This window comes from Porphyromonas canoris (assembly GCF_000765975.1).
Taxonomy (GTDB): domain Bacteria; phylum Bacteroidota; class Bacteroidia; order Bacteroidales; family Porphyromonadaceae; genus Porphyromonas_A; species Porphyromonas_A canoris.
Window position 1 is genome coordinate 65,702 of record NZ_JQZX01000015.1, and the last position, 23,028, is coordinate 88,729.

Below are 23,028 nucleotides of genomic sequence, written 5' to 3' on the forward strand. Positions count from 1 at the left end.
CCATTATATCGGAAAAGGTTGCTGCATTGAAATTGGCTTGTATTTAGGGAAACGGAACGGGAAGAACGGATAGGGATAGAGATTTTACCTTTTCGTACGATAAATCAAGAGAATGGAGAGAGCCATTTAAGACTGCTACGGACAGGATGTTTCCCCTCCGGACCATCCAAATGAATGTGGAGGATGTAAATGCCGGACGGCAGATGGTGTTTGTTTTCACCCTGCTTTATCTGTTCGACAAAAAGAAGCAATGCCTCCTTCCGGATATTCAAAACCGGTACGCCTCTAAGGCTGAAAACAGTGCCGGAAGCATTCTGCGGATAGGCTTGAACCAGACGCACAATATCGTCAAAAGGAATTACCTCCTCTTTCGGCCACGCTTGCTCCTTTCCGTCATCGGAATCGGCCGGCAGTCCCAATACGGAGTTCGGAAGACCCGGAGTGGCTTTCCCGGCAGAAAGAAGGGCAGCACGCCACGATGTCGGCTCCATTCCGGATGCATCCGGACTTGTTCTCTCCAAAGATGTTCCGGCTTGAGGCTTGGGCGAGACACCAAGGTACTGACGTCTGTAGAGCATCTCGTCTATGACTTGACCCGTTGCTTGAGAACGCAGATGCAGAGAGAAGATGGTATTGGGCAGTGTAGGCAGGTGCATCTTCTCGTACAATGTTTTCGGATCTGTCTGCGGATAGAAAGATGAGACAGACTTTTTATAGCGAGTAAGAACAATGAAACCGGAAGCCGGGAGGATATAGGAGGTATCGGAAAGCGCAAAGCTCTTGATGTTTTTAAGCTCCGTTCCGGTGCGTATCTCAAGTGCCAAATCTTTCAGATCCATCTCTTTGTCGGAACGGTTGTACAGCTCTATAAACTCATCCCCTCCCGATACAGGGTGTGCCAATACTTCGTTGATGACAATATCGGAAACGGCAATCTCTTCAAAAGGTTGCTGTGCCGGAGGCATACCGGGTGTTCCTCCGGATGGAGAGTTTGTAGGTCTCCACTGTGCCAATGTCTTGTGTGGGTTGAGAATATCCAACCGCTCCACGCTCTGCCCATCTTTCCCGGCTATATTGTCTCCATAAACCACTCTATCCACTTCTTCCTCCAAGAATAAAGAGAGGGAGAAACGTGTGTTGGCGAGTGTCGGAAACCGCTTGAGAGGGATCGCTTCGGGAATAGGAGCCGGCAATCCCTCTTTATAAAGTACGACAAAGCTGCGAGCAGGCACTTTTACATCCGGCAGTTCATAGGCTGTGTTATTATAGTATAGCGTGTAAGAGGAGAGAGGAAGCTCGGAATGAGAGCTATTAAAAAGCTCTATATACTCCGCCTTGCCGGGTAAAGGTTTTGTGAGAAACTCTGAAAGGAGAAGAGATGAAACGGCCTCCGTATCTTCCAAAGAGAATGTGAAACTGACATTAAAAACCTTTGAACTTTTTATTGTTCGAAGATTTTCGATACTTAAAGTATAGGTATGGCTAAGAAGTAGTGCTGGAGAAAAATGAAGCAGCAGCTCTTCCGGCTTTGCCCCTTCACGTAGAGATACGGCAACAGACTCATCGGAAATCTTTGCCATGGCGGAAGAGTGATCGACAGATTCGGTAAAAGTGAGTCTTGCGACACTCTCCTCCGGATCGTAACCCATATCCACGATTTTAGGATCTGCATCCAATACTTCGTCTCCTCCCGCTTCGATATTATCCCAAACAAGCATGGAGCGTTTTATCTTCGTATAAAAGGCTTCGAGTGTCATGGTAGAGACGATCTCCCAATCGGACACATCGGGTATTTCGACATCTTTCTGCTCGGCGACATTACCGCCGGAAAGGGAAAGGTTGAGGCGAGAGTCGGAATAGCGCACCACAATCTTCAGCTCCTGCCAAGCCATCTGTGCCGGCGAGAGAGATACTCGAAGCAGGCTTCGGATAGAGACATCGTTTTGATCCACACCTGACACCCAACGGCTCCTCTCTTGTAACAACAAAACAGATCCGTTCTCTTCCGATGTAATGAGATAGGATAGCATCTTCCGGTTACTCTTCAAAGCAAACAGCGTCCAGCGAAAACCGTTTCTGCCGGTAGGTGCTCCCGTAAAAGCAGTCTGCATCACCCATGTAGTTTCATTTCCTTTCCAGGAGAAGTCGTGAGATATTGATGCTTGGCTCAAAGGCGTTTCGGGACTTATCGAAAGCCGTCCGCCCTGCCATGAAAATGCTTCGACATCTCCACTCCATTGAGACTGCGGAGGAGTAGCTCCGAGAACTCTTTCACAAAAGAAAGGGAGCAACAGTATCAGAATAAATATGTGGTTTTTCATCTATTCTCTCATAGTTCGTCTAAACGGCAGGAAGACTCATTCCGGTCAATGTCCTGTAAAGATCCAGTGCATATATATCGGTCATACCGGAAATATAATCCAGAGCTGTCTGGATCTTGCCATAAAGTGTGGCGTGTTTGAGGTTGTACTGTTCAGGGACACGACCAAACCAAAGCTGAGAATAGGCTCTTTGAGGATATTTCTGAGCAATGATAAGCCGTTCGAGGAGGTCTGCAAAAATGGTAAAACCTGCCATCTCTATATCCTTAACCTCTCTGGCACAGTAGACTTTTGTTTTTGCTGTTTCGGCACAATACTTAAAAGCAGCCTGTACCTGGGTCGAAAGGTTATCGGTAAGTGCTCCCTTGAATGTTCCGCCAAGGATAGCTTCTTCATTTTCCGCAAATACACGAGTACACTCCTCTACCAAAGTGCCTATTACAACCGATCTGATGTAAGCAATCTGCTCGTTCTTGTCCGTCACCCGGTCCATTGTTTTTTGCACGTTATCGGTTTTCTCCGGGCTGAGGAAGCGGGACATAATATCTTTGACCTCCTTTTCGTCTATCAGCTTCAGCTTAAAAGCATCCTCCATATCCATGATTTGGTAGCATATATCATCGGCAGCTTCCACCAGATAAACAAGAGGGTATCGGGCATGAAGCAGGATGCCGTTATCTTCCTCCACTATTGGGATGCCGAGCCGGTCGGCTATATTGGCATAAGTCTGCTCTTCTGTCTGAAAGTATCCGTACTTCTTCTTTCTCAACGCAAGGGCACAGTGCGAAGGGTAAGGATACTTGACGATGGATGCAAGTGTGCTGTACGTGAGAGCGAAACCGCCGCTGCGACGTCCTTTGAAGCTGTGAGTGAGCAGGCGGAAAGCGTTGGCATTGCCTTCAAAATGTCCAAAGTCCGACCATCTGCCGCCTTCACTGATCACTTCCTCCCTATACTTTGCGCCGTGCCCCTCGTTGAAATAGGCAGATATAGCCCTCTCCCCGGAGTGTCCAAAGGGAGGATTTCCCATATCATGCGCCAAACAGGCAGCAGCGACAATGCTTCCGATCTCCTCGAATGTAGCTTCGCTTTGAGGATATTTCTCCCTCAGAATACGTCCTACATTGTTACCCAGCGAGCGTCCGACGCAAGCAACTTCAAGGCTGTGCGTAAGCCTGTTGTGAACAAACACTTTTCCCGGTAGAGGGAATACCTGTGTCTTGTTCTGCAAACGGCGAAAAGGAGCGGAAAAGATCAGTCTGTCATAGTCTCTCTGAAAGTCTGTCCGTCCTACAGACTTGACATGATAGTCCTCCATACCCAGACGCGTATCTTGCAGGAGCTGTTCCCATCTCATCATATTACGAATGTTGTTTTAGTTGTTCGAGTTTGGCGGTTAGGAGTTGCATGCCTTCACTGCTTCCGCAACGGAAATGAGTAAACTCCAATCCACTCATCGCAACCTCCTTCGGGTCTATCAGAAAGATAGGTGTATCCGGTTTGGCATAGTGTATAAGCCCTGCGGCAGGATAGACATTCAGGCTTGTTCCGACGATGACAAATATATCCGCTTCCGAAACATGGCGAATACCCTCATCCAACATAGGCACAGACTCCCCGAAGAATACCACAAAAGGTCTGAGGGGAAGACCGCGGGCATCGACATCATCGGCAGTGAGCGCAAGCCGTCCTTCCGGTAACGGAAGAGGGTTATGAGGATCGGAGAGAGAGGCGCACTTCATTGCTTCGCCATGCAAATGTACTATTTGCGTGGAGCCGGCACGTTCATGCAGGTCGTCTATATTCTGAGTAACCACAACGACATCGTACTCTTCTTCCAACGCAGCTATGGCAAGATGACCTCCGTTAGGCTTTACTTTCGCGATCTCCTCCCGTCTCATGTTATAAAACTCACGGACAAGATCGGGGTTTCGGCGCAGTGCTTCCGGAGTACATACATCTTCTATTCTATATTTTGCCCAGAGTCCGTCGGCATCTCGAAATGTTTCAAGACCGCTCTCTACGCTCATTCCGGCTCCGGTTAAGAACACAATCTTCTTCTTTTTCATACAGCAGCTCTGTTTTTATGGTTATTTAGACATCTTTTTCATCCTGATTTGGAAACCTCCTTGCAGGAATAGCATTTCATCTTTCTCCAGTTCAAAGATAACTCTTATTGCAGCCGGGACAAAGACAAATACCCCTTTGCCGGCACCTTTTAAAGGGAAAGAGGACTGTCCGAGTGCTTGTGCCATGAGCTTACCCTCTTGTACACCAATGAATATGGGCAGAGGGAAGTCGGACGAAGCATATATCCCCTCGTAGCGATAGTAGGTAGAAGGATCGTCAGGCTGCGGCTTTTGCCACGGCATATCGTATATGGCACTCACCAGACCAGCAACAACGACCGAAAGATCCTCTTGCACGCCGTTGAATGTATAGGCATACGAATAGCCGGAGTCCGGGAAATGGAAGAGCGCAGAGGCATAACCATCTATACCTCCCGTATGTCCGTAAGCCACTTTATCGTTAAAATAGAGCGGTAATATCCCCATGCCGTATTTCTCTTTCAGCTCCAACATCTTTACCAAAGAGGCTGAAGATAGAAGCTTGCCGCTCATCAAGGCAGAAATGAACTTGTTCAGCTCCGTTGGCGTGGAGATCACATCTCCGGCACCAAGCAGAATGGAGCTGTCGGTATAGCCGGCAAAGCTCCACTCCGAACTTCTACGGTAAGAGAGCGCTTCATTCTCTTTCGGCTCGATGTTTCCCTCTGCACGAGTAGCGGAAAGCCCCAGCGGATCAGTGATATACTCTCGCACCAGTGCGGAATAGCTCTTTCCGGAGACCTGCTCGGCTATCATTGCCAAAAGGGCATAGTTGCTGTTGGAGTACTCCACTTTTGCATCGGGCGTATCGAACGACAAGCCGACACTCTTAACGCGATCCAACAGCTGTTCTCTCGTGTGCACCTGCTGCTTCCAGTGGATATAGTCGGGAGTTTCAAGGAAGTTTTTCAGACCGCTTCTATGCCTCATCATCTGCTCTATGGAGATATTTTCGGAGCCTTGAACAGCAGGAAAGAAACGGCTCAACTTGTCTTGCAGAGAGAGTTTGCCCTCTTCCACAAGGCGCAGTATCACCACCGCACAGAAGGTTTTGCTTACAGAGCCGACACGATAACGTGTTTCCAAATCTGCCCTTACCCCATGCTCCACATCTCTGAACCCCATTGCCTTGGAGCAGATCTCCTTTCCAGAATGGAAGACAGAAATATTTCCCATCACCATCTCCTCCTGCTCCACCATCTCCAAAAACCTGTTCAGGCGGAGGATAGTAGTATCCTGCGCCTGAACAGTAAGGGAATAAAATGTGGCTGCAACAGCCACAACCATCATGATATATCTCATGCTTGTACCTTGCTATTCTTCTCTTTTCATCTCCAAAGTCTGTCCCATCTGTCTCAAAACGAGCTTCTTCTCTTTCGGGAAGAACTCTATCTCAAGTCCCAAAGCGGCATTCACGAACAGACGTTCGCTCTTACAGTCGAGAGCCACCGTGGGTTGCGATGTCACTTGAGCCGTAAGGTCGTTGCCGGTACGCTTTATCGTAATCTTTGCAGGGAAGTTCGGCGAACCATATACCCCTACATAAGTGTCGAGCACTTCGGGCTTTACCACCACTTTTGTAGCAGAACCGGCAGCGGATCGGGTCATTTCTATGCGCATACCACTCTGTTCCATGATGAGCTTATTCTCCTTCGTAACAAACTCTATCACGATCCCGGCCTGCCTGTTCTCGTATCGGGCAGGAGAGATATAGGTCAGCTCGAAAGAGGGTTGCCCCGTACCTTGAGCGGTGAGCTGCTCTCCTCGTACGGAGACATGGAGCTGTATCGGAATCTGAGGGGAAGAGTAGACCCCTTCATAGCTCTTCATCACTTCCATACTCTCTTGTGCAGACAAGCCTGCAACGGCAAGCAGAACGACCAATGCGGTCAAAAACAGCCTTTTCATAGCTTCTCCTTCTCTATATAAGGTTATACATACTCTTTTCCTTTCGACATCGCCGCCAAGTGAAGCTGCTTCAACTTCTGCTCTTCGCCTCGTTTGCAGATGAGCAGAACCTCATCTTTCTCCACGATGAACAGATCTTCCACACCTTGCATCACCACAAGACGACCCGGAGTATCGCTCACCACGAGGTTGCGACGACTCTCATTTTCCAGCACAGAAGCATGCAGTGTCATATTTTCCCGTGCATCCTTCTCCCCGATCTCGTAGACAGATCCCCATGTACCCAGGTCTGCCCATCCGAAGTCTGCCACCAAGACGTGTACATTTTCCGCTTTCTCCAATACCGTGTAGTCTATGGAGACATTGGGGCAATAGGGATAGGTCTCTGCCACATGGGCATTTTCATCGGGAGTGCCATAGGGCGCCAGACTCTCTTTGTCCGGTCCTTCTAGACGCTCCATCAGTTCGGGCGCATACTCTCTAAGGGATTGGAGGAGGACTGTTCCGGTTGCGAACAGCATCCCGGAGTTCCAGAAAAACTCTCCGCTCTCGATAAAGATTCTCGCTATCTCTGCCTTGGGCTTCTCGGTAAATGTCTTTGCCTTGAAGACATGACCCAGTGGATCTTCCGGCATTCCCTTACCATCCACTTGGATATAGCCGTATCCGACATCCGGACGAGAGGGTGCAATGCCTATCGTAAGTAGTGCATTATCGTTTTCGTGAATGTATGCAGATGCCTGCCTCATCGTCTTTATGAACAGGTCGTGATCCAATACCAAGTGGTCCGATGGAGCAAAGCAGATCTTCGCATCTCTATCTCTACTCAACAGATGAAGAGTTGCCAGCGCACACGTGGCTGTGGTATTTCTGCGGCACGGCTCTACGATGATATTTTCGAGAGGCAGTTCGGGGAGCTGCTCCTGCACGATCTGCACATAGTTGATATTGGTAGAAACCAAAATCCGTTCCGTTGAAAAAGATTTTGAAACGCGACGATAAGTCATCTGAAGAAGTGTCTCACCCAAACCAAAGAAGTCCAAAAACTGTTTGGGCATACTCTTGCGACTATAAGGCCAGAATCGGTTTCCCTCTCCTCCCGCAAGTATGACGCAATAAGTTTGTTTATTATGCATAGCCATCAATATTAGAACGCAGGGTAACCCATCCCTGCGAAGGTCTACGCAAATTTAACAATAACGAAAGAAAGAAACAAGCCTGCCGGATGATTGTTTAAGGGCAGATTTTGCCCATTTCTATCTTCCAAAACAGACACTAAACAATTATAAATTAAAAGGTTACAAAAATATGCACAATATCGGACTTCTTTTGCTTCTGCCAAGTCCGACTAAAACTTAAACCCATTCACAAAATCGGCTTATCACTCTAAAAAATTGTCTTAAATACGTACAATCTTGGAAATCAAGACCCAATTGCCAAAAACCGAACCTTGAACGGCACCATTCAAGTCTTGATTTGCAAATCCTAAAGCTTGATTTCCACAAATCAAACCCTGACTTTAACCTCTTAACCTGTTCGGATGAAACAATATAAGCGTTCAGTCTGCTTTTTTTACCTATTCATTTCATCCTTCTCTTACACTCTCCGAGTGGATCATAAGCAGAGACACCCGGGAGTAATGGAAATAAAAAAAGAGCGGATATCGAAATATATATGCCCCATACATATCCGATCCCCGCTCCGATCCATTCCGAGAATGGTCTAAATCTCTATGCCTCCCTTACTGCTTGAATCTTACACTGAGAGAGAGGTAGTAAGTCCGTCCCGGAGTAATGGTCGCATAAGGAGACATCGTTGTGGCTCCTTTGCCTTTATCGTTAAGATAATGACGATAACCGGGACGATTGTCCACATAGTTGAAGATATTCTCTATACCTACCGTTGGCATCAGTATCAGCTTACCCAGTTCAAAAGTATGGGTTGTATTGATATTCCAAAGCGAATAACCCGGTGCATCCCCTATCCTTGGAGAATAAATAGAAGAGAAACGAGGTCCTCTCAACTCTCCCGTAAGGTTTACGTTCAGATGGTATCCACCCCAAGAGTGCGTCCATTGTGCGGAGACATTTCCGGCATGACGGATTGTTTTGTCCAGCCTGTCGTCTTCACCCTCTTTCGCAGACAGATTCTTGCCATCGACAAGAGAGTAGTCGCCCTGCAACATGAATCCGGCTCCGAGGTATGCTTTTGCTCCAACCTTGAGCCCCATAACCCTTGCACGGTCTATGTTACTGCGCTTTCGCACCACGTTTTGAGTAACTTCCGGTCCATACTTGGCTTGATATTGCGCCAACTCTTCCGGAGTTACTTCAAAAGCCACAAGCTCTATTTTATCTCTGAGATAGTTGGCATACGCTCCGAGAGATAGAGCAAGACGATTAGTTGCGTACTCCATCGAGGCAGAGAAAAACTGACTGCGTTCCGGGCGTAAAGACTCATCACCAATGGTCAGAGTACCATCTTTATTAACGTTGAAGGTGTAGATGGCATTCAGAGAAGGTGTCTTATATCCGGATGCATACGATCCTCTAAACTTCAAATCCCCTAATGTGTACATCACTGCCGCATTCGGAGTAACATAGCTTCCGAGAACATCGTGGCGTGTAACCCTTGCTCCGACAACCGCTTGAAAGGCTCTTGAAAAACGCATTTCGTCTTGAGCATAGAAAGAGAATGCTCCGGTACTTACGGGTTCTCTCAGTTTGTCCGAAGTGGAGAAGTAGTTGTCCAGCGCATCGAGGGTGTACTCCATGCCGGAGGATAGTTTGTGTTGGCGATTGAGATTGTATATCCCTTTTAAGGATGCCTTGTGCCAACGAGTCTCTACACGCAGTTGACTGTCTCCCGGACGGATTGTTTTGCCCACAGGAAGGAAGTAGTTGTAAGAGCTGGTGTAGTGATCTCTGTAATAATCGGCAAAGAGAGAGAGTTTTGGAGATACTGCGTATCGTCCGCCAAAGGCATAAGAGTCGTTTTTATGCTCTAAATCGTAGTTGTATGACGTTTTAGTTCCATTGATCATCTCCGGTCTGTTTTGGATAAAACGAGAAATAGAGCCTTCGGCATACAGGGACATTCCTCTCATGAAATCATACGTAAAACGCTGAGAAAGCGTGTGAGTTGTGGATGCCATAACCGCCATTCGGGTCGTGGGAACAAGCTTACCCTCTTTGTCTTCTTCCATTGGATTAAGAATCCAACCATCTGTAAGCTGTTTATTGTAAGAAGTATAGCTTCCGAATTTTCCCTCTTTTGCATCCAAATTAACCGAATAGGTCTGACGTCCGTGATCTTTTAGCGAAGAGCTAAGAGCCAACTCCACTCCGGACTGAATATCGTTCGTGATAATGTTTACTACTCCTGCTATGGCATCCGATCCGTGAATCATCGAACCGGCTCCATCCAATACTTCTATCCGTTTAACGTTGGAAAGATTGACTCTGCTAAGGTCCGGAGCAGAAGATCCACTGCCTAAGAGTCTCTGCCCATTCACTAAGAAAAGGATGTATTTATCGTCCAAACCATTCAATGTCATGACGGATCCCATGCTTCCCAGAGGTGTTTCTGTCACGGATGGAATAAGTTTGAGCAAAGCTTCTTTCAGATTGGTGATGTTTTGTCTCTTCAGATCTTTTTCTGTAAAAACAGTAACCGGAATGGGAACATCCTTGTTTCGTCTGTGTGTTCCGGTGCCTGTAACAGTTACTTGTTCTATATTCACCATTGAAGATGTTAGGGCTACGGTTTGATCTTTGGATAGCTTTGCCGCCGAGATTGTACGTGCCAGATAGCTGACATGACTAAACTTCAATACCGCATCCGAAGGGACTCGCTGTATCTCAAAATAGCCTTTGCTGTTGCTTGTTGCCCTGGCAAGTGTTCCGCTTACACGTATGACAACGCCTTCGACAGGCCTTTTCGTATCGGCATCTATTACGTATCCTTTTGCCGTAGTATCCTGTGCCAAAGCAGTGGCTGCACAGGAAAGAATAATGATTAGTGTTATAACAATTTGCTTGAACATCATATTTGGTATTTCATGACAAAGCGGTAGCAGTAAGAGGTAACCCTCTTCACTGCGGCCGCTTTGCCTGTAAGTAATTTATATTACCGGTTGTGAGAAAAAGGCCTTATTGCTCTTCTTCTGCGTCTTTGATGGCATCTTTAAGATGACCTATCCAGATAGCGTTGATGGATGGATAGTCTCCAAGTCCTTTTGTAACGGTCTTCACGGTCCAGCCAAGCTTCTTTTCTATCTGAACTTTCCAGCTCTGTTCGTCTTCCGGAGCATCTTTATCGTACTCGCCTTGCATATCATTGTTGGCATGATCACCGGCAATAGACATAAGAGGATGCAGGTAAACGGTCTTTGTTTTACAGCTCGACTCTTTCAGACCATCCATAACATAGTCCACAAGCATAGCCGGATAGTCCACCGTTCCAACGAAAACATTTTCATTGTTATAGGTCTTCTTGGCATACTCTTTCATCTTCTTTTCGATCTTGATATAAGAAGCATTGGCATGATCATAATCGGATACCGGATTGCCGTGTCCCATGAAAGCCACCGCATGACCGGCTTTCAGCTCTTCGGCAAAAGCATCTACAAGGATCTTTCCGACACTTTCAATATCTTCGTCCGATACCAGAAGAGCTTTACCGCAAACGGCAGGTTTTCTTTCCGGTTTAAGGTCTTGTACGATGAAGTTATAGTGGCTCTTCACATATCCGTCCCTGAGAAGCATGTACTCTTCTCCCGGTATGACGTGAAGACTTTGCACGTAAACATTTTCGTAGTTCTTGTCAATGAAAGACTTCAAATAGAGATCCGGTGTGATAAACTGCTCTTTCTTTTCGGCATACCAGCGGTTGATACAGGTCTTTGAAGTGAAAGAGAAGAAAATGTCTGTATTGGGAAACTCCTTCTTGAACTGGTTGATCTGAGCCTTGTAAGTTGTATGAGGATCGTCCCAAGTAGAGCCAAATGTTACAAGAAGAATGGCTGTGTTGTGCTTCTTCTCATATTTAACAGGAGATTGAGGCACATCGGGAGCATCTTGTTTACAGGAAAACAAGAGGGCTGTAGATAGTAAAAGCATCACTGCCCAAAGATTACGTAATGGTTTCATAACGATCTGTGTAAAAGTTAAATGTTAGTATTCCTATTTATTCTCGGTATAAAGTAATTGTGTTACTCTTCTTCCATCATACTGTTCAAGTTTCTCATCTTGCGTTGAGCCTTGCCCCATCTTATGGTCAGCCCGGCATAAAATGTTCGTCCGGGCGATGTAGTACCATAGTTATAGCCGTAAGGATGACGCTCGTAATGGTTCAATATGTTATCTATACCTACGGATCCCTCAAAGAGCAGCCCTGTTCGGTCGTTTTTCCATGTATGCGTCGTGTTGAGCCTCCAAAGCATATAGCCCGGAGCATTGCCGTACTCACGATAGAAGCGTTCCGATTGTATTCTGCCATACAGACCCACTCCGAGAGCATAGTCTCCCCATTTCTTATCCCATGTGGCACGGATATTGGCACGATGCGTTGCCGTTCCATCTATTGTTCTATGCTCCAATACGGGTTTGCCTGCTTTCTCACTCTCTTCGTTGTTGATGAGATGCGCCCGTGCACTAAGCAGGTTGTATCCTGCTCCTATGGCAAGTGAGCGGATGGGACGAACGGTGAAAGAGAGATCAAGATCTGTAATCACGGCACTCTCCATATTGATATACTGCATCGCGCCATCGTAGTCGGAGCCTTCATCGCTTCCGTATTGAGGAGGAATCGGAACCCTTACAAGCGCAATCATATCCTTGACCCGATTATGACTAAGCGTTGCTCCTGCCGTGATTTTAGGTGTTCTGTACTCCAGCCCACCGGAGAAAAAGTGAGAGCGTTGAGGCTTCAACTCCTGATTTCCAAGATATACACGCAACTTGCCCATCATGGCTCTCTCATAGAAGTAATATAGCTCTTTCGGTGTGGGAGCCTTAAATCCATTGGAATATGTAGCTCTAAGATTGACATTGCCAATCTTATACATGGTCGAAATCTTGGGTGTAACCGTCATCCCGAAAGCCTGATGCCCCACGAGCCGAACACCTGCCGTTACATTCAGATCCGGCATTACATTCCACTCGTCTTGCGCATAAGCAGAGAGCGTATAAGTCCAAACCCGGTCTGTGATAAGCCTTCGAGGAGCTATCAGATGCTCTCCGATATACTCCGCACCGGCGGAAAGTTTATGCCTGGAAGATAGATCGAATACCCCTTTAAGGTGTACAAGCCAACGGCGTTGATCGCTCTCGCGACTCTCCTGACCGGGATAGTAAAAGATGTGATGCGGTACATGCACCTCTTTGCCATCTATCATCTCTTTACGGAAATACTCATCCATCGTCCGCTCGTAGTAAGAATAGAAGTAGGCATGGCGGTTAAAAGAGGCATCCAAAGAGAGCATACTCTTGTCGTTCAACCTATACTGCGCTCCTGCCATTACCGCCATATCCCGATAGAATGGGTGGAACGTCCGCCAGCGTGGTGCGCCCGGTTTATGAAGCAGCTTCTTATAATAGTACATCCCGGAAGCATAGAGCAGAAGATCTTTCCCGAATTGATACTCGAAATCCTGCTGAATGCGGTGATTGGAATACTCGCTTACCGTCTGCGTTGTAGAGCCTTCATAGAGTTTGTTACGGTAAAGCTCTTGAGAGCTGTTCTGCCATCCGTCGGTGTGTTGATAGGCATAGCGTGTGGCAGAAGTAAGGGCACCCACCTTGAAAGACAACATATTGCTCTGCCGTATATCGGTATAAGAGCCTGCTCTGGTGCTGTTTTCAAGCATCAGCGGAGCTGTTCGATAGTTCTTTTTGGTTATGATATTGATAACGCCTGCCATGGCATCAGAGCCATAGAGAGAAGAGCTTGCACCTTTGACCAACTCTATACGCTCTATGTCCGAAACAGAGATCATCGAAAGGTCGTTCTGCCCTCCGGTATCTCCGTGAATGCGTTTCCCGTCTATGAGGATCAGGATGTAAGCGTTGCCCAAACCGCCGAGAGAGATCCCCGAACCCATATCCGACGAAGAGAAGTCGAACGAAGCACTCAACCCCGAAAGCAGATCACTCAAACTCCTACCGGCGTATGTCTTCAGCATTCGAGAGGTCATTACCTCCGTCTGAACCGGTGCATTCCTGAGTCTGTGCTCTGTCCCTGTTCCGGTTACTACCACTTCCTCTATCTCGATATCCAGAGGTTCGAGAATGAAATCCTGTGTTACGGCGGACTCTCCGGAGATATTAACCAAACGTGTTTCCGGCTTGAACCCCACATAAGAGACCACAAAAGTGTAACGACCGACAGGGAGATCCATCTCGTACACCCCGTTGCCGTCGGTCATGGTTCGCAAAGAAGACCCCTTAATCACGAGTAAAGCTCTCTTGAGCGGAGCTTTTGTTCCTTCGCCACTTAATACCCTTCCCGTCACTTTTATGGCGAGAGCCGGCATGGAGATCGTGATTGTAAAGATTATAAAAAGCAGAAGTTTGGGAAGTGTATGCCCCAGCCTCATTCTCTTCCTACTTCCATAGTTTTTGTTCATACCAAATCTAAAAGCAGCACCCCTGTTAGTGTCTCTCCGTAAGGTGCTTCCCGGAGCCGGATTTTCTTCTATCCTCCTCCAAGAGATTATGGTACAAAGTTAATAATAGTTTTTTGATTCTCTGTTGGATAGCTCTTCTTTAAGAAGATCTTACACATCTGCGATACGGTTCCATCCGGTTCGGGCTATATCCGACCGGCACAAGGACAACTCCGCGACAATCTTTCTCTAATCTTCCTCCTCTATCCGCTCGCCCTCTTCATAGATATACTCCTCGAAAGATCCGTCTTTATTGTAAATACGGGATATGCCGTGACGCACACCATTTCTGAACTCAACCTCTTCCGAGAGCGTACCATCCTCTTCGTACCAACGTGCTGTGCCGTTCCTTTCACCATTATTGTAATAGCAGCTGTACTCTATCTGTCCGTGAGGCTGAGTACCGGACGGATCTTGATAGTAATAGATCAACTCTCCCTCCAACAGCCCGTTGAGATAGTATCCATCCATTTCCAGCTGTCCGTCCAGATAGAATCGTCTCACTTTTCCATGCCGCTCTCCATCTTTGAAGCTGCCTTCAAAAACCGGCACAAAACCCTCATCGGTATTGCAGTATATCCGAATATTGCCATTCAACATTCCGTTTACCACAGCCCCTTTGTAGTGTCTCGGAAAGAACATACCGCTCTCGACGACAGGCACCATATCCATCTCTCCGGAGAAAGAGTCATTGCTTCCTATCCGGCGTATCAGACCGACAGAATCTTTGTAAAGCTTATACGCTTTGGACTTTTTGGGCACACCTTTCTGGGAATAGCTCCGAACATCATCCGGTTCGCCATTCTCTCTGTAATAATGCCATTTTCCTACTTCTATATGATCCCAATAGGTCCCTTTATCCACCGGTATTTTGTCCCCCTCTGCCCACAGCTGCCCATTGGGATGATAGTAACGACACATTCCATCCACCGTACCTTCTCTGTACGTTTCCACAGCTTCCAAAGAGCCGTCCGGTCTATACTGCTTTATCTTTCCGATTCTTTCGCCATAAAGACCTCTCTTCCTGCCCTCTTCTTTCAGGACACCGCTCTCATAATACTCCACATAAGGGGTACCCCTACTCTTTATAACCTCTCGAACAGTACCGACAAGCCAATAAATCAGAAGAATAATAAGCGGTGCGATGAAAGCGGGAACATAACTATCCAACCAGCGTTTGGAAAGCAGCAGACTCACGACAAACAGAACAAGAGAAAAGAATATCGACAAGAATATCTGCAGAAAACCTCGCAACATACCTGCACTTGGAGTGTCCGCACCCTGATCACGAGCCAACGAGGCTAAGAGATAAGCCAGTCCTCCGGCGAGTACGGGATAGAGAATGGCTGTAACGAGAGAAAATATCAACTTGGATTTCATGGAAAATATTCTTGTAAAGGTGGTGTATATAAAGGCATCGGAGAGCACTTTTCCACTCTCTGCCCTAACATGGTGGCAAGATAAGAAAAAAAGGTAAAAGCAGGAGACTGTTTTGGGAAACAGAGTGGAGAAAAAATCCTCCCGTTTTATGCCGGCGGAAGAAAGTGATTTTTATATATTCCATACCGAGAAATGCCCGCTTTTTTCTTGCTCTCTATTTTGATCGGAGGGGTCGTTTTCAGAGCACGATCGAACTGTTAAATTTTGGCTATTTTATTAACACAAATTCCGAAACCTGTTCACTCAAAACGATAAAGCAGTATATTTTGTCGGCTTAAAGTATTAACCGAAATCGATAAACGTATTTACCGATTTCATTTAATACGTTTACCGGTTTCGATTAACGTGTTTAGAATTTTTACTTATAATACTGACAATTAGCCTCTTGCGGTTTTTTGTCCTCTTTTTGCTGTTTTTGAGCACAAAATTGCATTAGGATTTATTTACAGATATAGGCGTTAAAATTTACACCAATTAACGCGAAAAAGCCCCATGAAATGGACTGAGAAAAAAATTTTTCCAAATTCTCGATTTTTCTTATCCGGTTGAGATATAGCGTCTTAGATGTATAAAGAAAATTTTTCTGTCTGAAATCGGTTCGGAGAAGAGGATTTCGGAATCGTTTTCAGGCTATCCGTTTTTATATAAAAGCTCCCACCAAAAAGGCTTTTTATTTACCCCAAAAGAGCAAAAGAAAAGAGATTATCCGGAGTATATTTCGGACAATCTCTTTCGCTCTTTTAATCCTTTTTTCTTCCTTACCTCAGCATATCCACCGCACGCTTAAGAGCGTGGATGAAAACATCTATCTCCTCTTTTGTATTGTAGAACGAGAAGCTGGCTCGCATCGTTCCCTCTATGCCGAGATGGTGCATCAGAGGTTGTGCGCAATGGTGTCCGGTGCGGATGGCAATGCCTTGTCTATCAAGAAGAGTCCCCACATCGAACGGGTGAAGATCCCCTATAAGGAATGAGAGTACCGCCTCTTTTTGAGGAGCTGTACCTATGAGACGAACATCGGAAATCTCGCTTGTGAGTTGTGCCGTTGCATAGTTCAACAGCTCTTTTTCGTATGCTGCTATCTCCGCAAAACCTATCTCCTCGACATACCTGACCGCTTCGCTGAGAGCAACGCTGGAGATAAAGTCGGGCGTTCCGGCTTCATACTTGAAAGGGAGGTCGTTGTAAGTGGTGCCGTGATCCAGGGAGACGGTACGGATCATCTCGCCTCCTCCCTGATACGGAGGCATACTCTCCAACAAATCCGACCTGCCCCAAAGGATGCCGATACCGGTAGGAGCGTAAATCTTATGTCCGCTAAAGGCATAGAAGTCTGCTCCTAAATCCTGCACATTGACCGCAGTATGCGCAACGGCTTGTGCGCCATCCACAACGAGAATAGCACCTGCGGCATGAACCATTTGGGCTATTCGGGAGATGGGGTTAATAGTACCCAACACATTGGAAGCATGGCAAAGAGAGACCACTTTGGTGCGTTCGCCGAGAAGAGAAGCAAGGTGTTCCAAATCGAGTAAACCCTCCGGCGTAACATTCACAGCCTTGACAACCGCTCCCGTTTTCTCCGCTGCCATCTGCCATGGAACGATATTGGAGTGATGCTCCATACGGGAAACAAGGATCTCATCACCCGGTTTACAGAACTTCTCGCAGTAGCAAGAGGCGACAAGATTGATACCTTCGGTCGTTCCGCGAGTAAAGAGCACTTCATCTTTTGAAGGTGCAGAGAGAAAAGAGGCAATATGGGTACGAGCCGCCTCGTGCGCTTCTGTGGCATCCTGACTCAAGCGATGCACTCCCCGATGAATGTTGGCGTTCCGGTGGGTATAAGAGTCCGTCAAGGCATCCAAGACGCTCTTCGGTTTGTGTGTAGTGGCTGCATTATCGAGATAGACAAGCGGCTTGTTGTAAACGGTTGTATCAAGTGCAGGAAAGTCTGCCCTTATCTTTTCTATGTTCAGTTTCATGGTCTGTTGTTTCATCTGTTTAGTCGGGATCTTTCCAGTCTCCACAATCTTTAATGAGCTGTACAAGTCTTTCCACAGCCTCGTCTTGAGGGATACCTTTAGCCACACAGTTTTTCTCCTTATAGAGGTCTATCTTTCCGGGACCGGCTCCAACGTAGCCGTAATCGGCATCCGCCATCTCTCCGGGACCGTTCACTATACAGCCCATCACTCCTATCTTCAGTCCTTTAAGGTGTTCGGTGGCAGCTTTTACACGCGCAACGGTGGACTGCAATGCAAACAGCGTCCGTCCGCACCCCGGACAGGAGATGTACTCGGTCTTTGTAATGCGGCGACGACTCGCTTGAAGAAGAGAGAAAGAGAGGTGCGTATGATCTTCTCCGGCTATATCCATCATCAAGCCGGCACCGTTACGCGAGAGCAACCAACCGCCAAGATAGAAGCCTGCTTCCGTATAGAGTTTGCCCCGATCCTGCTTAGGCATCACAAGACGAGCGATGAGAGGAGTGTTCGGAGCCAGCTCTTTCAGACGCGACTCTGCTGCTTTGAGTACTCTGACAACTGTCGGAGGATAGAAAGAAACGAGAAGTATATCCTTTGAAGAGAGTCTGGAGAGGGCTTCATCCGGCATATTCAAGAGTTCGTCCCAGTTCATCGCCCGGTATCCATCCTTATGGTTCAGGATTTTATCCTGCCAATCGGACGGCACATCTGCCATGTCTCCTTCGGTTAAAATATAGTCGGGCTGCTCCGAAGCCGAAAGCGTCAAAAGAGAAGGGTGCCAACGGCTCACGACAACAGGGTGTACCTTGCCTTGCAACAACGCTATGCGAGGGGAACTCATCGCATCCTCTCCATAGATATATATGGGTGTGCTGTCCTCCTCCATCGCTTTGGCGCAAGCGACAAGCGTTTCCGCCACGGGGATTTCCTCTTCCGGCTCTTCGCTCAAAGATACCCGGATCGTATCGCCAATACCATCGGCAAGCAGAGAACCTATACCTACGGCACTCTTTACCCTGCCATCTTCTCCGTCTCCGGCCTCTGTAACGCCAAGATGTAACGGGTAGTGCATATCTTCCGCATCCATTCTTTTTACCAGGAGACGCACTGTGGTGGTCATTTCTGCCGTATTGGACGACTTGATGGAGATAACCACGTCGTGAAACGACTTCTTTTGACAGACACGAAGATACTCCATACAGCTCTCTACCATCCCTGCCGGTGTGTTTCCGAAACGGGTCATGATACGATCCGAAAGTGATCCGTGATTGACTCCCAAGCGGATAGCCGTTCCGTTGGCAATGCAGATGTCGAGGAATTTACCGAATACCTCTTCTATCTTAGCCAACTCTCGCGCATACTCTTCCTCGCTGTACTCGACGGAGATAAACTTTCGGGCAGGATCGACAAAGTTTCCGGGATTGATCCGAACCTTCTGAACCGTGGTGGCAGCAGCATAAGCGGCAGCCGGATTAAAGTGTATATCCGCCACCAAAGGCAGATCGTAGCCACTCTCATGCAGTCCGTCACGGATGGCTTTCAGATTATTGGCTTCGCGTACACCTTGTGCCGTAAAACGGACAAGCTGTCCGCCGGCATCCGCTATACGTCCGGCTTGTGCGACAGATGCCTCCGTGTCCATGGTGTCTACGCTTGCCATGGATTGGACAACGATATCGGCATCGCCGCCTATAGTAATATCTCCCACTCTTACGGGAGATGAGACTCTTCTTTGATAGGTCAGTAATGTTTTACTCATAGTTTTGAATAAGATCGGGGTTAGAGTTTAACCTTAATCTTCACCCCTTTACCCTCAATGTGCATACGGGATACCGGAGTAACCACATAGGTAAACTTCTCTTTGCCATCCCTGTATGGCAGAATGTAGTAAGGGCTTCGGCAGACTGCCACAATATGTGCAGGATCGGAAGTATTGATTTTCTCCTTTCCGGCAAAGGCATAAACCACATAATAGTGAGGTGCAGAAGGAAGTCCCTCACAGCTTTCGTCCGGAAGCCAGGTAAGGGTATAGCCTTGCTCTGTCCAGAGTGCTTTGATGCCTCGTATCTGTTTCGGAGCATCACCGGCAATGTGTGTGTAAGGCGGAATAAGTGCATAGTGGCTGTAATACTCCCTCTTGAGCAGATCTTGAACCCCTCCGGTATTCCAGAGTACCTCGTTGGCTGGCCACATTACATTGCCTTGCGCCACCTCCGCAGCCATTGAGAGCTTCGGGTGTAGCTGTTGCTTGTTCATGGTACGCTTTATATCTTGTCCCACGTAATAGTGAGCATGCTTGATGTTCTTGCCCCACCAGTAAACCAGTTCAGTATAGTCAGCCGCCGAATGACCCATTTCCCAATATATCTGCGGAACGATATAGTCCACCCAGCCTTCATGATCCCAGAGCAGAATATCCGCATAAAGGTCATCATAGTTTTGCAGTCCGTTGGTTTCGCTACCCATCTTTGCCGTGCGCTTGTTTCGGAATATCCCGAAAGGACTGATACCGAATCTCACCCATGGTTTCCGTGTCCGAATGGTGGTGCTGATCTCTTTAATAAGCCTGTTGACATTATCCCTCCGCCAGTCTGCGATGTTCTCGAAACCTCTTGGGTCTGCTTGAAAAAAAGCTTCATCCCTTAAAGGAAGACCAGGCTTAGGGTATGGATAGAAATAGTCATCCATATGAATGGCATCCACATCGTATTCGGAGACAATGTCATCCACCACCGAACAGATGTGCCGACGGCACTGCTCAAGAGCCGGATTGTACAAAAGCTGATTGTCATACCTCACAAACCACTCCGGATTACGGGAATAGGGATGTTCCGGAGCAAGAGGAATAGAAGCATTGGCTGCGGCACGATAAGGATTGATCCACGCATGAAACTCCATTCCTCTCTTATGACACTCCGCGATAAGAAAGCGCATCGGATCCCATAGAGGCGAAGGCGCAACACCCTGAGCGCCGGTAAGGAAACGGCTCCAAGGCTCCAGACGGCTCCGATACCACGCATCGCTCTCCGGACGAACCTGAAAGAAGACGGCATTGAAACGAAGCTCTTGCAGCTTATCCAGCTTTCGCAAGAAGTCTTGCTGCATCTCCTCCACGCTCATGCGTGCATACTCCCCCTGGTGAACGGTCTGAATCCATGCCGCACGCATCTCTCGCTTGGGAGAGTGATAGGTTTTCTTGTAATGCAGCTGCTCTTTCCGCTCCAACGCTTTCTTATGACTGACACACCCGGAAAGGATTATGGAGAAGAGAAAAACAGAGCCGAGGATTGCTCTGACTCCCATTCTGTTATACTCTGTCCTATGTTTCATTTCTTACGTAATGTTATATACAAAAGTAGTTATAATATACCGTTTCACAGAACGATGCTCTCCATCTCCAGAAGTATGGTATCAGGATAGTGCCGGGAAAGGTATTGCGAGAGCCATCTGAGTGTCTCTTCCGTGATCTCGCAATCTGTTGCGATGTGTCTGTTATAGACCAATAGCGGCACGGCTATCCCCCTTTGTCTCAAAGCATCGAGGCTGAGAAGCGTATGGTTGACACTGCCCAACTTGGCAGTGGCAACCAGTATCACAGGGATCTTCTGCTCTTCGATGTAGTCTATTGTAAGGCGATCTTCCGTGAGAGGAACCATGAGTCCGCCTGCTCCTTCAAGGAGAAGACAGTCGCAAAGAGCCGTCAGCTTCGCCGTTGCATCCGATATAAGAGCGGTATCTATCGGAGGTTTTCTGTCCCTCGAAGCAGCCATGTGCGGAGAGCAAGGGTAGCTGAACAGAAGCGGACAGGTACTCCCATTCCGGTCTTCATCCAGCAAGGGACGCCCCTCTATACGGCGATGGGTAACAATATCCTCTGCCACCGGAGCGGTTACACCGGTCTGCACCATTTTCTGAGTAAGGCTCCTGACGCCCTCCGAAAGCAGCTGTTTGGAAAGCAAACCGGTTGCCACACTTTTCCCGGCGTCTGTATCTATGCCGGAAACGAAATAGACCTTCTCTGTCAGGAGATCCGAAAGCCGGTCTATGCCGTTGCACTTAAAATATTTCATCTGGTCGGATTATATTTTTTCGGCTCTACCCCATATTGCATCATAGGTAAGGGGGAGCTTGAAGTTGTTTGTCTCATTGGCAAAAGCCTTTCTGTACGCCTCCTCCATCTCTCGCATCTTTCCCGGGGTAAGGTTCTCCTCCTGCCGGATACCGTTTACTCCTGTCTGCTTGAGGTGTTTCAAGAGCAGAAGAAAAGAGTCGAAGTAGAGCGTGGTCTTCTCCCGACGGATGGAGATATGCCTGAACCCTGCCTGCTCCATGGCTTCCTGCAAAACAGAAACGGTATCGTAAGAGAGTGTAGCCGGGGGAAAGATGGATTTAAGCTCGTGCATCTGTTCCGGTCCGAAAGTCGAAAAGAGCAGCACGCCGCCTCTCTTGAGCGCATCGTATGCTTTGGAGAAAAAGCCCAACGGCTGGTGCCACCACTGGATACACGATGACGATGCCACCATTGCAAGATCGTTGTGCCAGTTTAGAAGCTCCGCATCGCCGGGGATAAACTCGCTGTACACCTCCAGACTCTCTTCCACTTCCGGGCAGAGGTCGTTGAGCAGAAGCGGATGCAGAGGATAACGCTCCGCCAATACCCGGCTCAAAAATCCCGTACCGCATCCCACCTCGAAGATAGCCCCGTCCGGAAGAGAGGCAGGAAGCAGTTCGGCAATGTGCCGGACAATCTGCTGCTGCACGGAAGCCTCTTTATCGTAGGTGTGCAGAGCGTTGGCAAAGCGTCTCTGCACAAGTTGTTTGTCTATGTTACTGCTGCTATTCATCGGTTCGTATCCGCCAAGGGATAAATAAGTTCGTTCCAACTCCGGAAAGAGAGGAATGGATAGTGCCCCACGCCCTCGATAATCTTGGCATCCACACCTACATGGCTCCAATATCTGACCTGATTGGGGGTGGGAACGATAAGATCTTTCTCGGCAATCCAAGCCCGATGGAACGGAGAGGGAGCTTTATCAGGAGCGTATCGAGAAGCTATGCCGGCAAGACGAGAGGATTGATGCTCGAAAACAGAGGTAAGCTCCTCTCTGAGATCTTCCGTAGAGCGAGAAGCAAAGCTGTTGTAAAGAGCCGTGAGAGAACGCCCTCCGCACATTCGTCTATTGAATCGCTCTCTGTTCATTTCGTCCAAGTTGGTCAGTGTGGCGCGGAATATCTCATCCGGGATGCCCCATTCGTCGTGCATCGGATAAGGCGTACCGCACACGGCTATCAGCCTTGCTCTGTCGGGCAGATACTCTCGCAGGACGGAGATAGCCCATACCCCCATGCTCCAGCCTACTACGGCAATCTCTTCGTACCGCTCCAACGGAGGCAGCTCTTCGGGTGAGACCTCCCGATAGTCGTAAAATGCAAAATAATCCGTCCCGTCCGGCAGGGAAAGATGCCCGACTGATTCAGGCGTAGAGCCCCATCCCCCGAAGTAGAGAAGGGCTTTGCCGGAGTGAGGAGTCGTGATCTGCTTTATCTTCATCTCTGTGATCTCTTGTTTCTGTTCCTTTTATAAATTTCTTTGAGCC

Annotated in this window: 16 protein-coding genes; all 16 read right to left on the minus strand. The window is 47.8% G+C overall.

Going from position 1 to position 23,028, the window contains the following annotated elements; translation table 11 throughout:
• Positions 1 to 104: 104 nt before the first annotated feature.
• Positions 105 to 2,321: a lamin tail domain-containing protein gene (locus tag HQ29_RS08880; protein WP_036869322.1), complete on the minus strand. Its 2,217-nt coding sequence runs from the start codon at positions 2,319 to 2,321 to the stop codon at positions 105 to 107.
• Between the two features lie 19 nt (positions 2,322 to 2,340).
• Positions 2,341 to 3,678 carry a dGTP triphosphohydrolase gene (gene dgt, locus HQ29_RS08885; RefSeq protein ID WP_036869422.1) on the minus strand — a complete coding sequence of 446 codons (1,338 nt, stop codon included), beginning with the start codon at positions 3,676 to 3,678 and terminating at the stop codon, positions 2,341 to 2,343.
• Positions 3,679 to 3,682: 4 nt separating this feature from the next.
• The gene (locus tag HQ29_RS08890; RefSeq protein ID WP_036788229.1) at positions 3,683 to 4,390 is read right to left on the minus strand and encodes an SIR2 family NAD-dependent protein deacylase; all 708 of its coding nucleotides are present in this window, start codon (positions 4,388 to 4,390) and stop codon (positions 3,683 to 3,685) included.
• Positions 4,391 to 4,411: 21 nt separating this feature from the next.
• Entirely contained in the window at positions 4,412 to 5,731 is a 1,320-nt protein-coding gene (locus tag HQ29_RS08895; protein ID WP_036869325.1) for a serine hydrolase domain-containing protein, read from the minus strand.
• A 12-nt stretch (positions 5,732 to 5,743) separates the two neighbouring features.
• Positions 5,744 to 6,337: a hypothetical protein gene (locus HQ29_RS08900; protein ID WP_036869327.1), complete on the minus strand. Its 594-nt coding sequence runs from the start codon at positions 6,335 to 6,337 to the stop codon at positions 5,744 to 5,746.
• A 23-nt stretch (positions 6,338 to 6,360) separates the two neighbouring features.
• The gene (locus HQ29_RS08905; protein ID WP_036869423.1) at positions 6,361 to 7,473 is read right to left on the minus strand and encodes a mannose-1-phosphate guanylyltransferase; all 1,113 of its coding nucleotides are present in this window, start codon (positions 7,471 to 7,473) and stop codon (positions 6,361 to 6,363) included.
• Positions 7,474 to 8,078: 605 nt separating this feature from the next.
• Positions 8,079 to 10,385 (minus strand): TonB-dependent receptor, encoded by a 2,307-nt coding sequence (locus HQ29_RS08910; protein ID WP_082226867.1) that lies wholly within the window; start codon positions 10,383 to 10,385, stop codon positions 8,079 to 8,081.
• Positions 10,386 to 10,488: 103 nt separating this feature from the next.
• Positions 10,489 to 11,487 (minus strand): sirohydrochlorin cobaltochelatase, encoded by a 999-nt coding sequence (locus HQ29_RS08915; RefSeq protein WP_036788233.1) that lies wholly within the window; start codon positions 11,485 to 11,487, stop codon positions 10,489 to 10,491.
• Positions 11,488 to 11,549: 62 nt separating this feature from the next.
• Positions 11,550 to 13,964 carry a TonB-dependent receptor gene (locus tag HQ29_RS08920; protein WP_082226868.1) on the minus strand — a complete coding sequence of 805 codons (2,415 nt, stop codon included), beginning with the start codon at positions 13,962 to 13,964 and terminating at the stop codon, positions 11,550 to 11,552.
• A gap of 228 nt (positions 13,965 to 14,192) precedes the next feature.
• Complete coding sequence (locus tag HQ29_RS08925) at positions 14,193 to 15,383, minus strand: toxin-antitoxin system YwqK family antitoxin (protein WP_152566527.1); 1,191 nt, start codon at positions 15,381 to 15,383, stop codon at positions 14,193 to 14,195.
• A gap of 818 nt (positions 15,384 to 16,201) precedes the next feature.
• Positions 16,202 to 17,443 carry an aminotransferase class V-fold PLP-dependent enzyme gene (locus HQ29_RS08930; protein WP_235318046.1) on the minus strand — a complete coding sequence of 414 codons (1,242 nt, stop codon included), beginning with the start codon at positions 17,441 to 17,443 and terminating at the stop codon, positions 16,202 to 16,204.
• Positions 17,444 to 17,447: 4 nt separating this feature from the next.
• On the minus strand, positions 17,448 to 19,190 hold the full coding sequence (ispG, locus tag HQ29_RS08935; protein ID WP_036869331.1) for a (E)-4-hydroxy-3-methylbut-2-enyl-diphosphate synthase: 1,743 nt from the start codon (positions 19,188 to 19,190) through the stop codon (positions 17,448 to 17,450).
• Positions 19,191 to 19,210: 20 nt separating this feature from the next.
• Positions 19,211 to 20,761: a glycoside hydrolase family 10 protein gene (locus HQ29_RS08940; RefSeq protein ID WP_235318047.1), complete on the minus strand. Its 1,551-nt coding sequence runs from the start codon at positions 20,759 to 20,761 to the stop codon at positions 19,211 to 19,213.
• Between the two features lie 44 nt (positions 20,762 to 20,805).
• Positions 20,806 to 21,501 carry a dethiobiotin synthase gene (bioD, locus tag HQ29_RS08945; protein WP_052090045.1) on the minus strand — a complete coding sequence of 232 codons (696 nt, stop codon included), beginning with the start codon at positions 21,499 to 21,501 and terminating at the stop codon, positions 20,806 to 20,808.
• A gap of 9 nt (positions 21,502 to 21,510) precedes the next feature.
• On the minus strand, positions 21,511 to 22,275 hold the full coding sequence (locus tag HQ29_RS08950) for a methyltransferase domain-containing protein (RefSeq protein WP_036869334.1): 765 nt from the start codon (positions 22,273 to 22,275) through the stop codon (positions 21,511 to 21,513).
• Positions 22,272 to 22,982: an alpha/beta fold hydrolase gene (locus tag HQ29_RS08955; RefSeq protein WP_036869335.1), complete on the minus strand. Its 711-nt coding sequence runs from the start codon at positions 22,980 to 22,982 to the stop codon at positions 22,272 to 22,274. Before HQ29_RS08955 ends, HQ29_RS08950 begins: the two co-directional genes overlap by 4 nt.
• Positions 22,983 to 23,028 lie beyond the last annotated feature (46 nt).

Bases quoted from the DNA above. Each gene is read 5' to 3' on its own strand.
- HQ29_RS08910 (WP_082226867.1), bottom strand. From the start codon at position 10,385: ATGATGTTCAAGCAAATTGTTATAACACTAATCATTATTCTTTCCTGT.
- HQ29_RS08880 (WP_036869322.1), bottom strand. From the start codon at position 2,321: ATGAAAAACCACATATTTATTCTGATACTGTTGCTCCCTTTCTTTTGT.
- dgt (WP_036869422.1), bottom strand. From the start codon at position 3,678: ATGAGATGGGAACAGCTCCTGCAAGATACGCGTCTGGGTATGGAGGAC.
- HQ29_RS08950 (WP_036869334.1), bottom strand. From the start codon at position 22,275: ATGAATAGCAGCAGTAACATAGACAAACAACTTGTGCAGAGACGCTTT.
- HQ29_RS08955 (WP_036869335.1), bottom strand. From the start codon at position 22,982: ATGAAGATAAAGCAGATCACGACTCCTCACTCCGGCAAAGCCCTTCTC.
- HQ29_RS08925 (WP_152566527.1), bottom strand. From the start codon at position 15,383: ATGAAATCCAAGTTGATATTTTCTCTCGTTACAGCCATTCTCTATCCC.
- bioD (WP_052090045.1), bottom strand. From the start codon at position 21,501: ATGAAATATTTTAAGTGCAACGGCATAGACCGGCTTTCGGATCTCCTG.
- HQ29_RS08890 (WP_036788229.1), bottom strand. From the start codon at position 4,390: ATGAAAAAGAAGAAGATTGTGTTCTTAACCGGAGCCGGAATGAGCGTA.
- HQ29_RS08920 (WP_082226868.1), bottom strand. From the start codon at position 13,964: ATGAACAAAAACTATGGAAGTAGGAAGAGAATGAGGCTGGGGCATACA.
- HQ29_RS08900 (WP_036869327.1), bottom strand. From the start codon at position 6,337: ATGAAAAGGCTGTTTTTGACCGCATTGGTCGTTCTGCTTGCCGTTGCA.
- HQ29_RS08905 (WP_036869423.1), bottom strand. From the start codon at position 7,473: ATGCATAATAAACAAACTTATTGCGTCATACTTGCGGGAGGAGAGGGA.
- HQ29_RS08930 (WP_235318046.1), bottom strand. From the start codon at position 17,443: ATGAAACAACAGACCATGAAACTGAACATAGAAAAGATAAGGGCAGAC.
- HQ29_RS08940 (WP_235318047.1), bottom strand. From the start codon at position 20,761: ATGAAACATAGGACAGAGTATAACAGAATGGGAGTCAGAGCAATCCTC.
- ispG (WP_036869331.1), bottom strand. From the start codon at position 19,190: ATGAGTAAAACATTACTGACCTATCAAAGAAGAGTCTCATCTCCCGTA.
- HQ29_RS08915 (WP_036788233.1), bottom strand. From the start codon at position 11,487: ATGAAACCATTACGTAATCTTTGGGCAGTGATGCTTTTACTATCTACA.
- HQ29_RS08895 (WP_036869325.1), bottom strand. From the start codon at position 5,731: ATGAGATATATCATGATGGTTGTGGCTGTTGCAGCCACATTTTATTCC.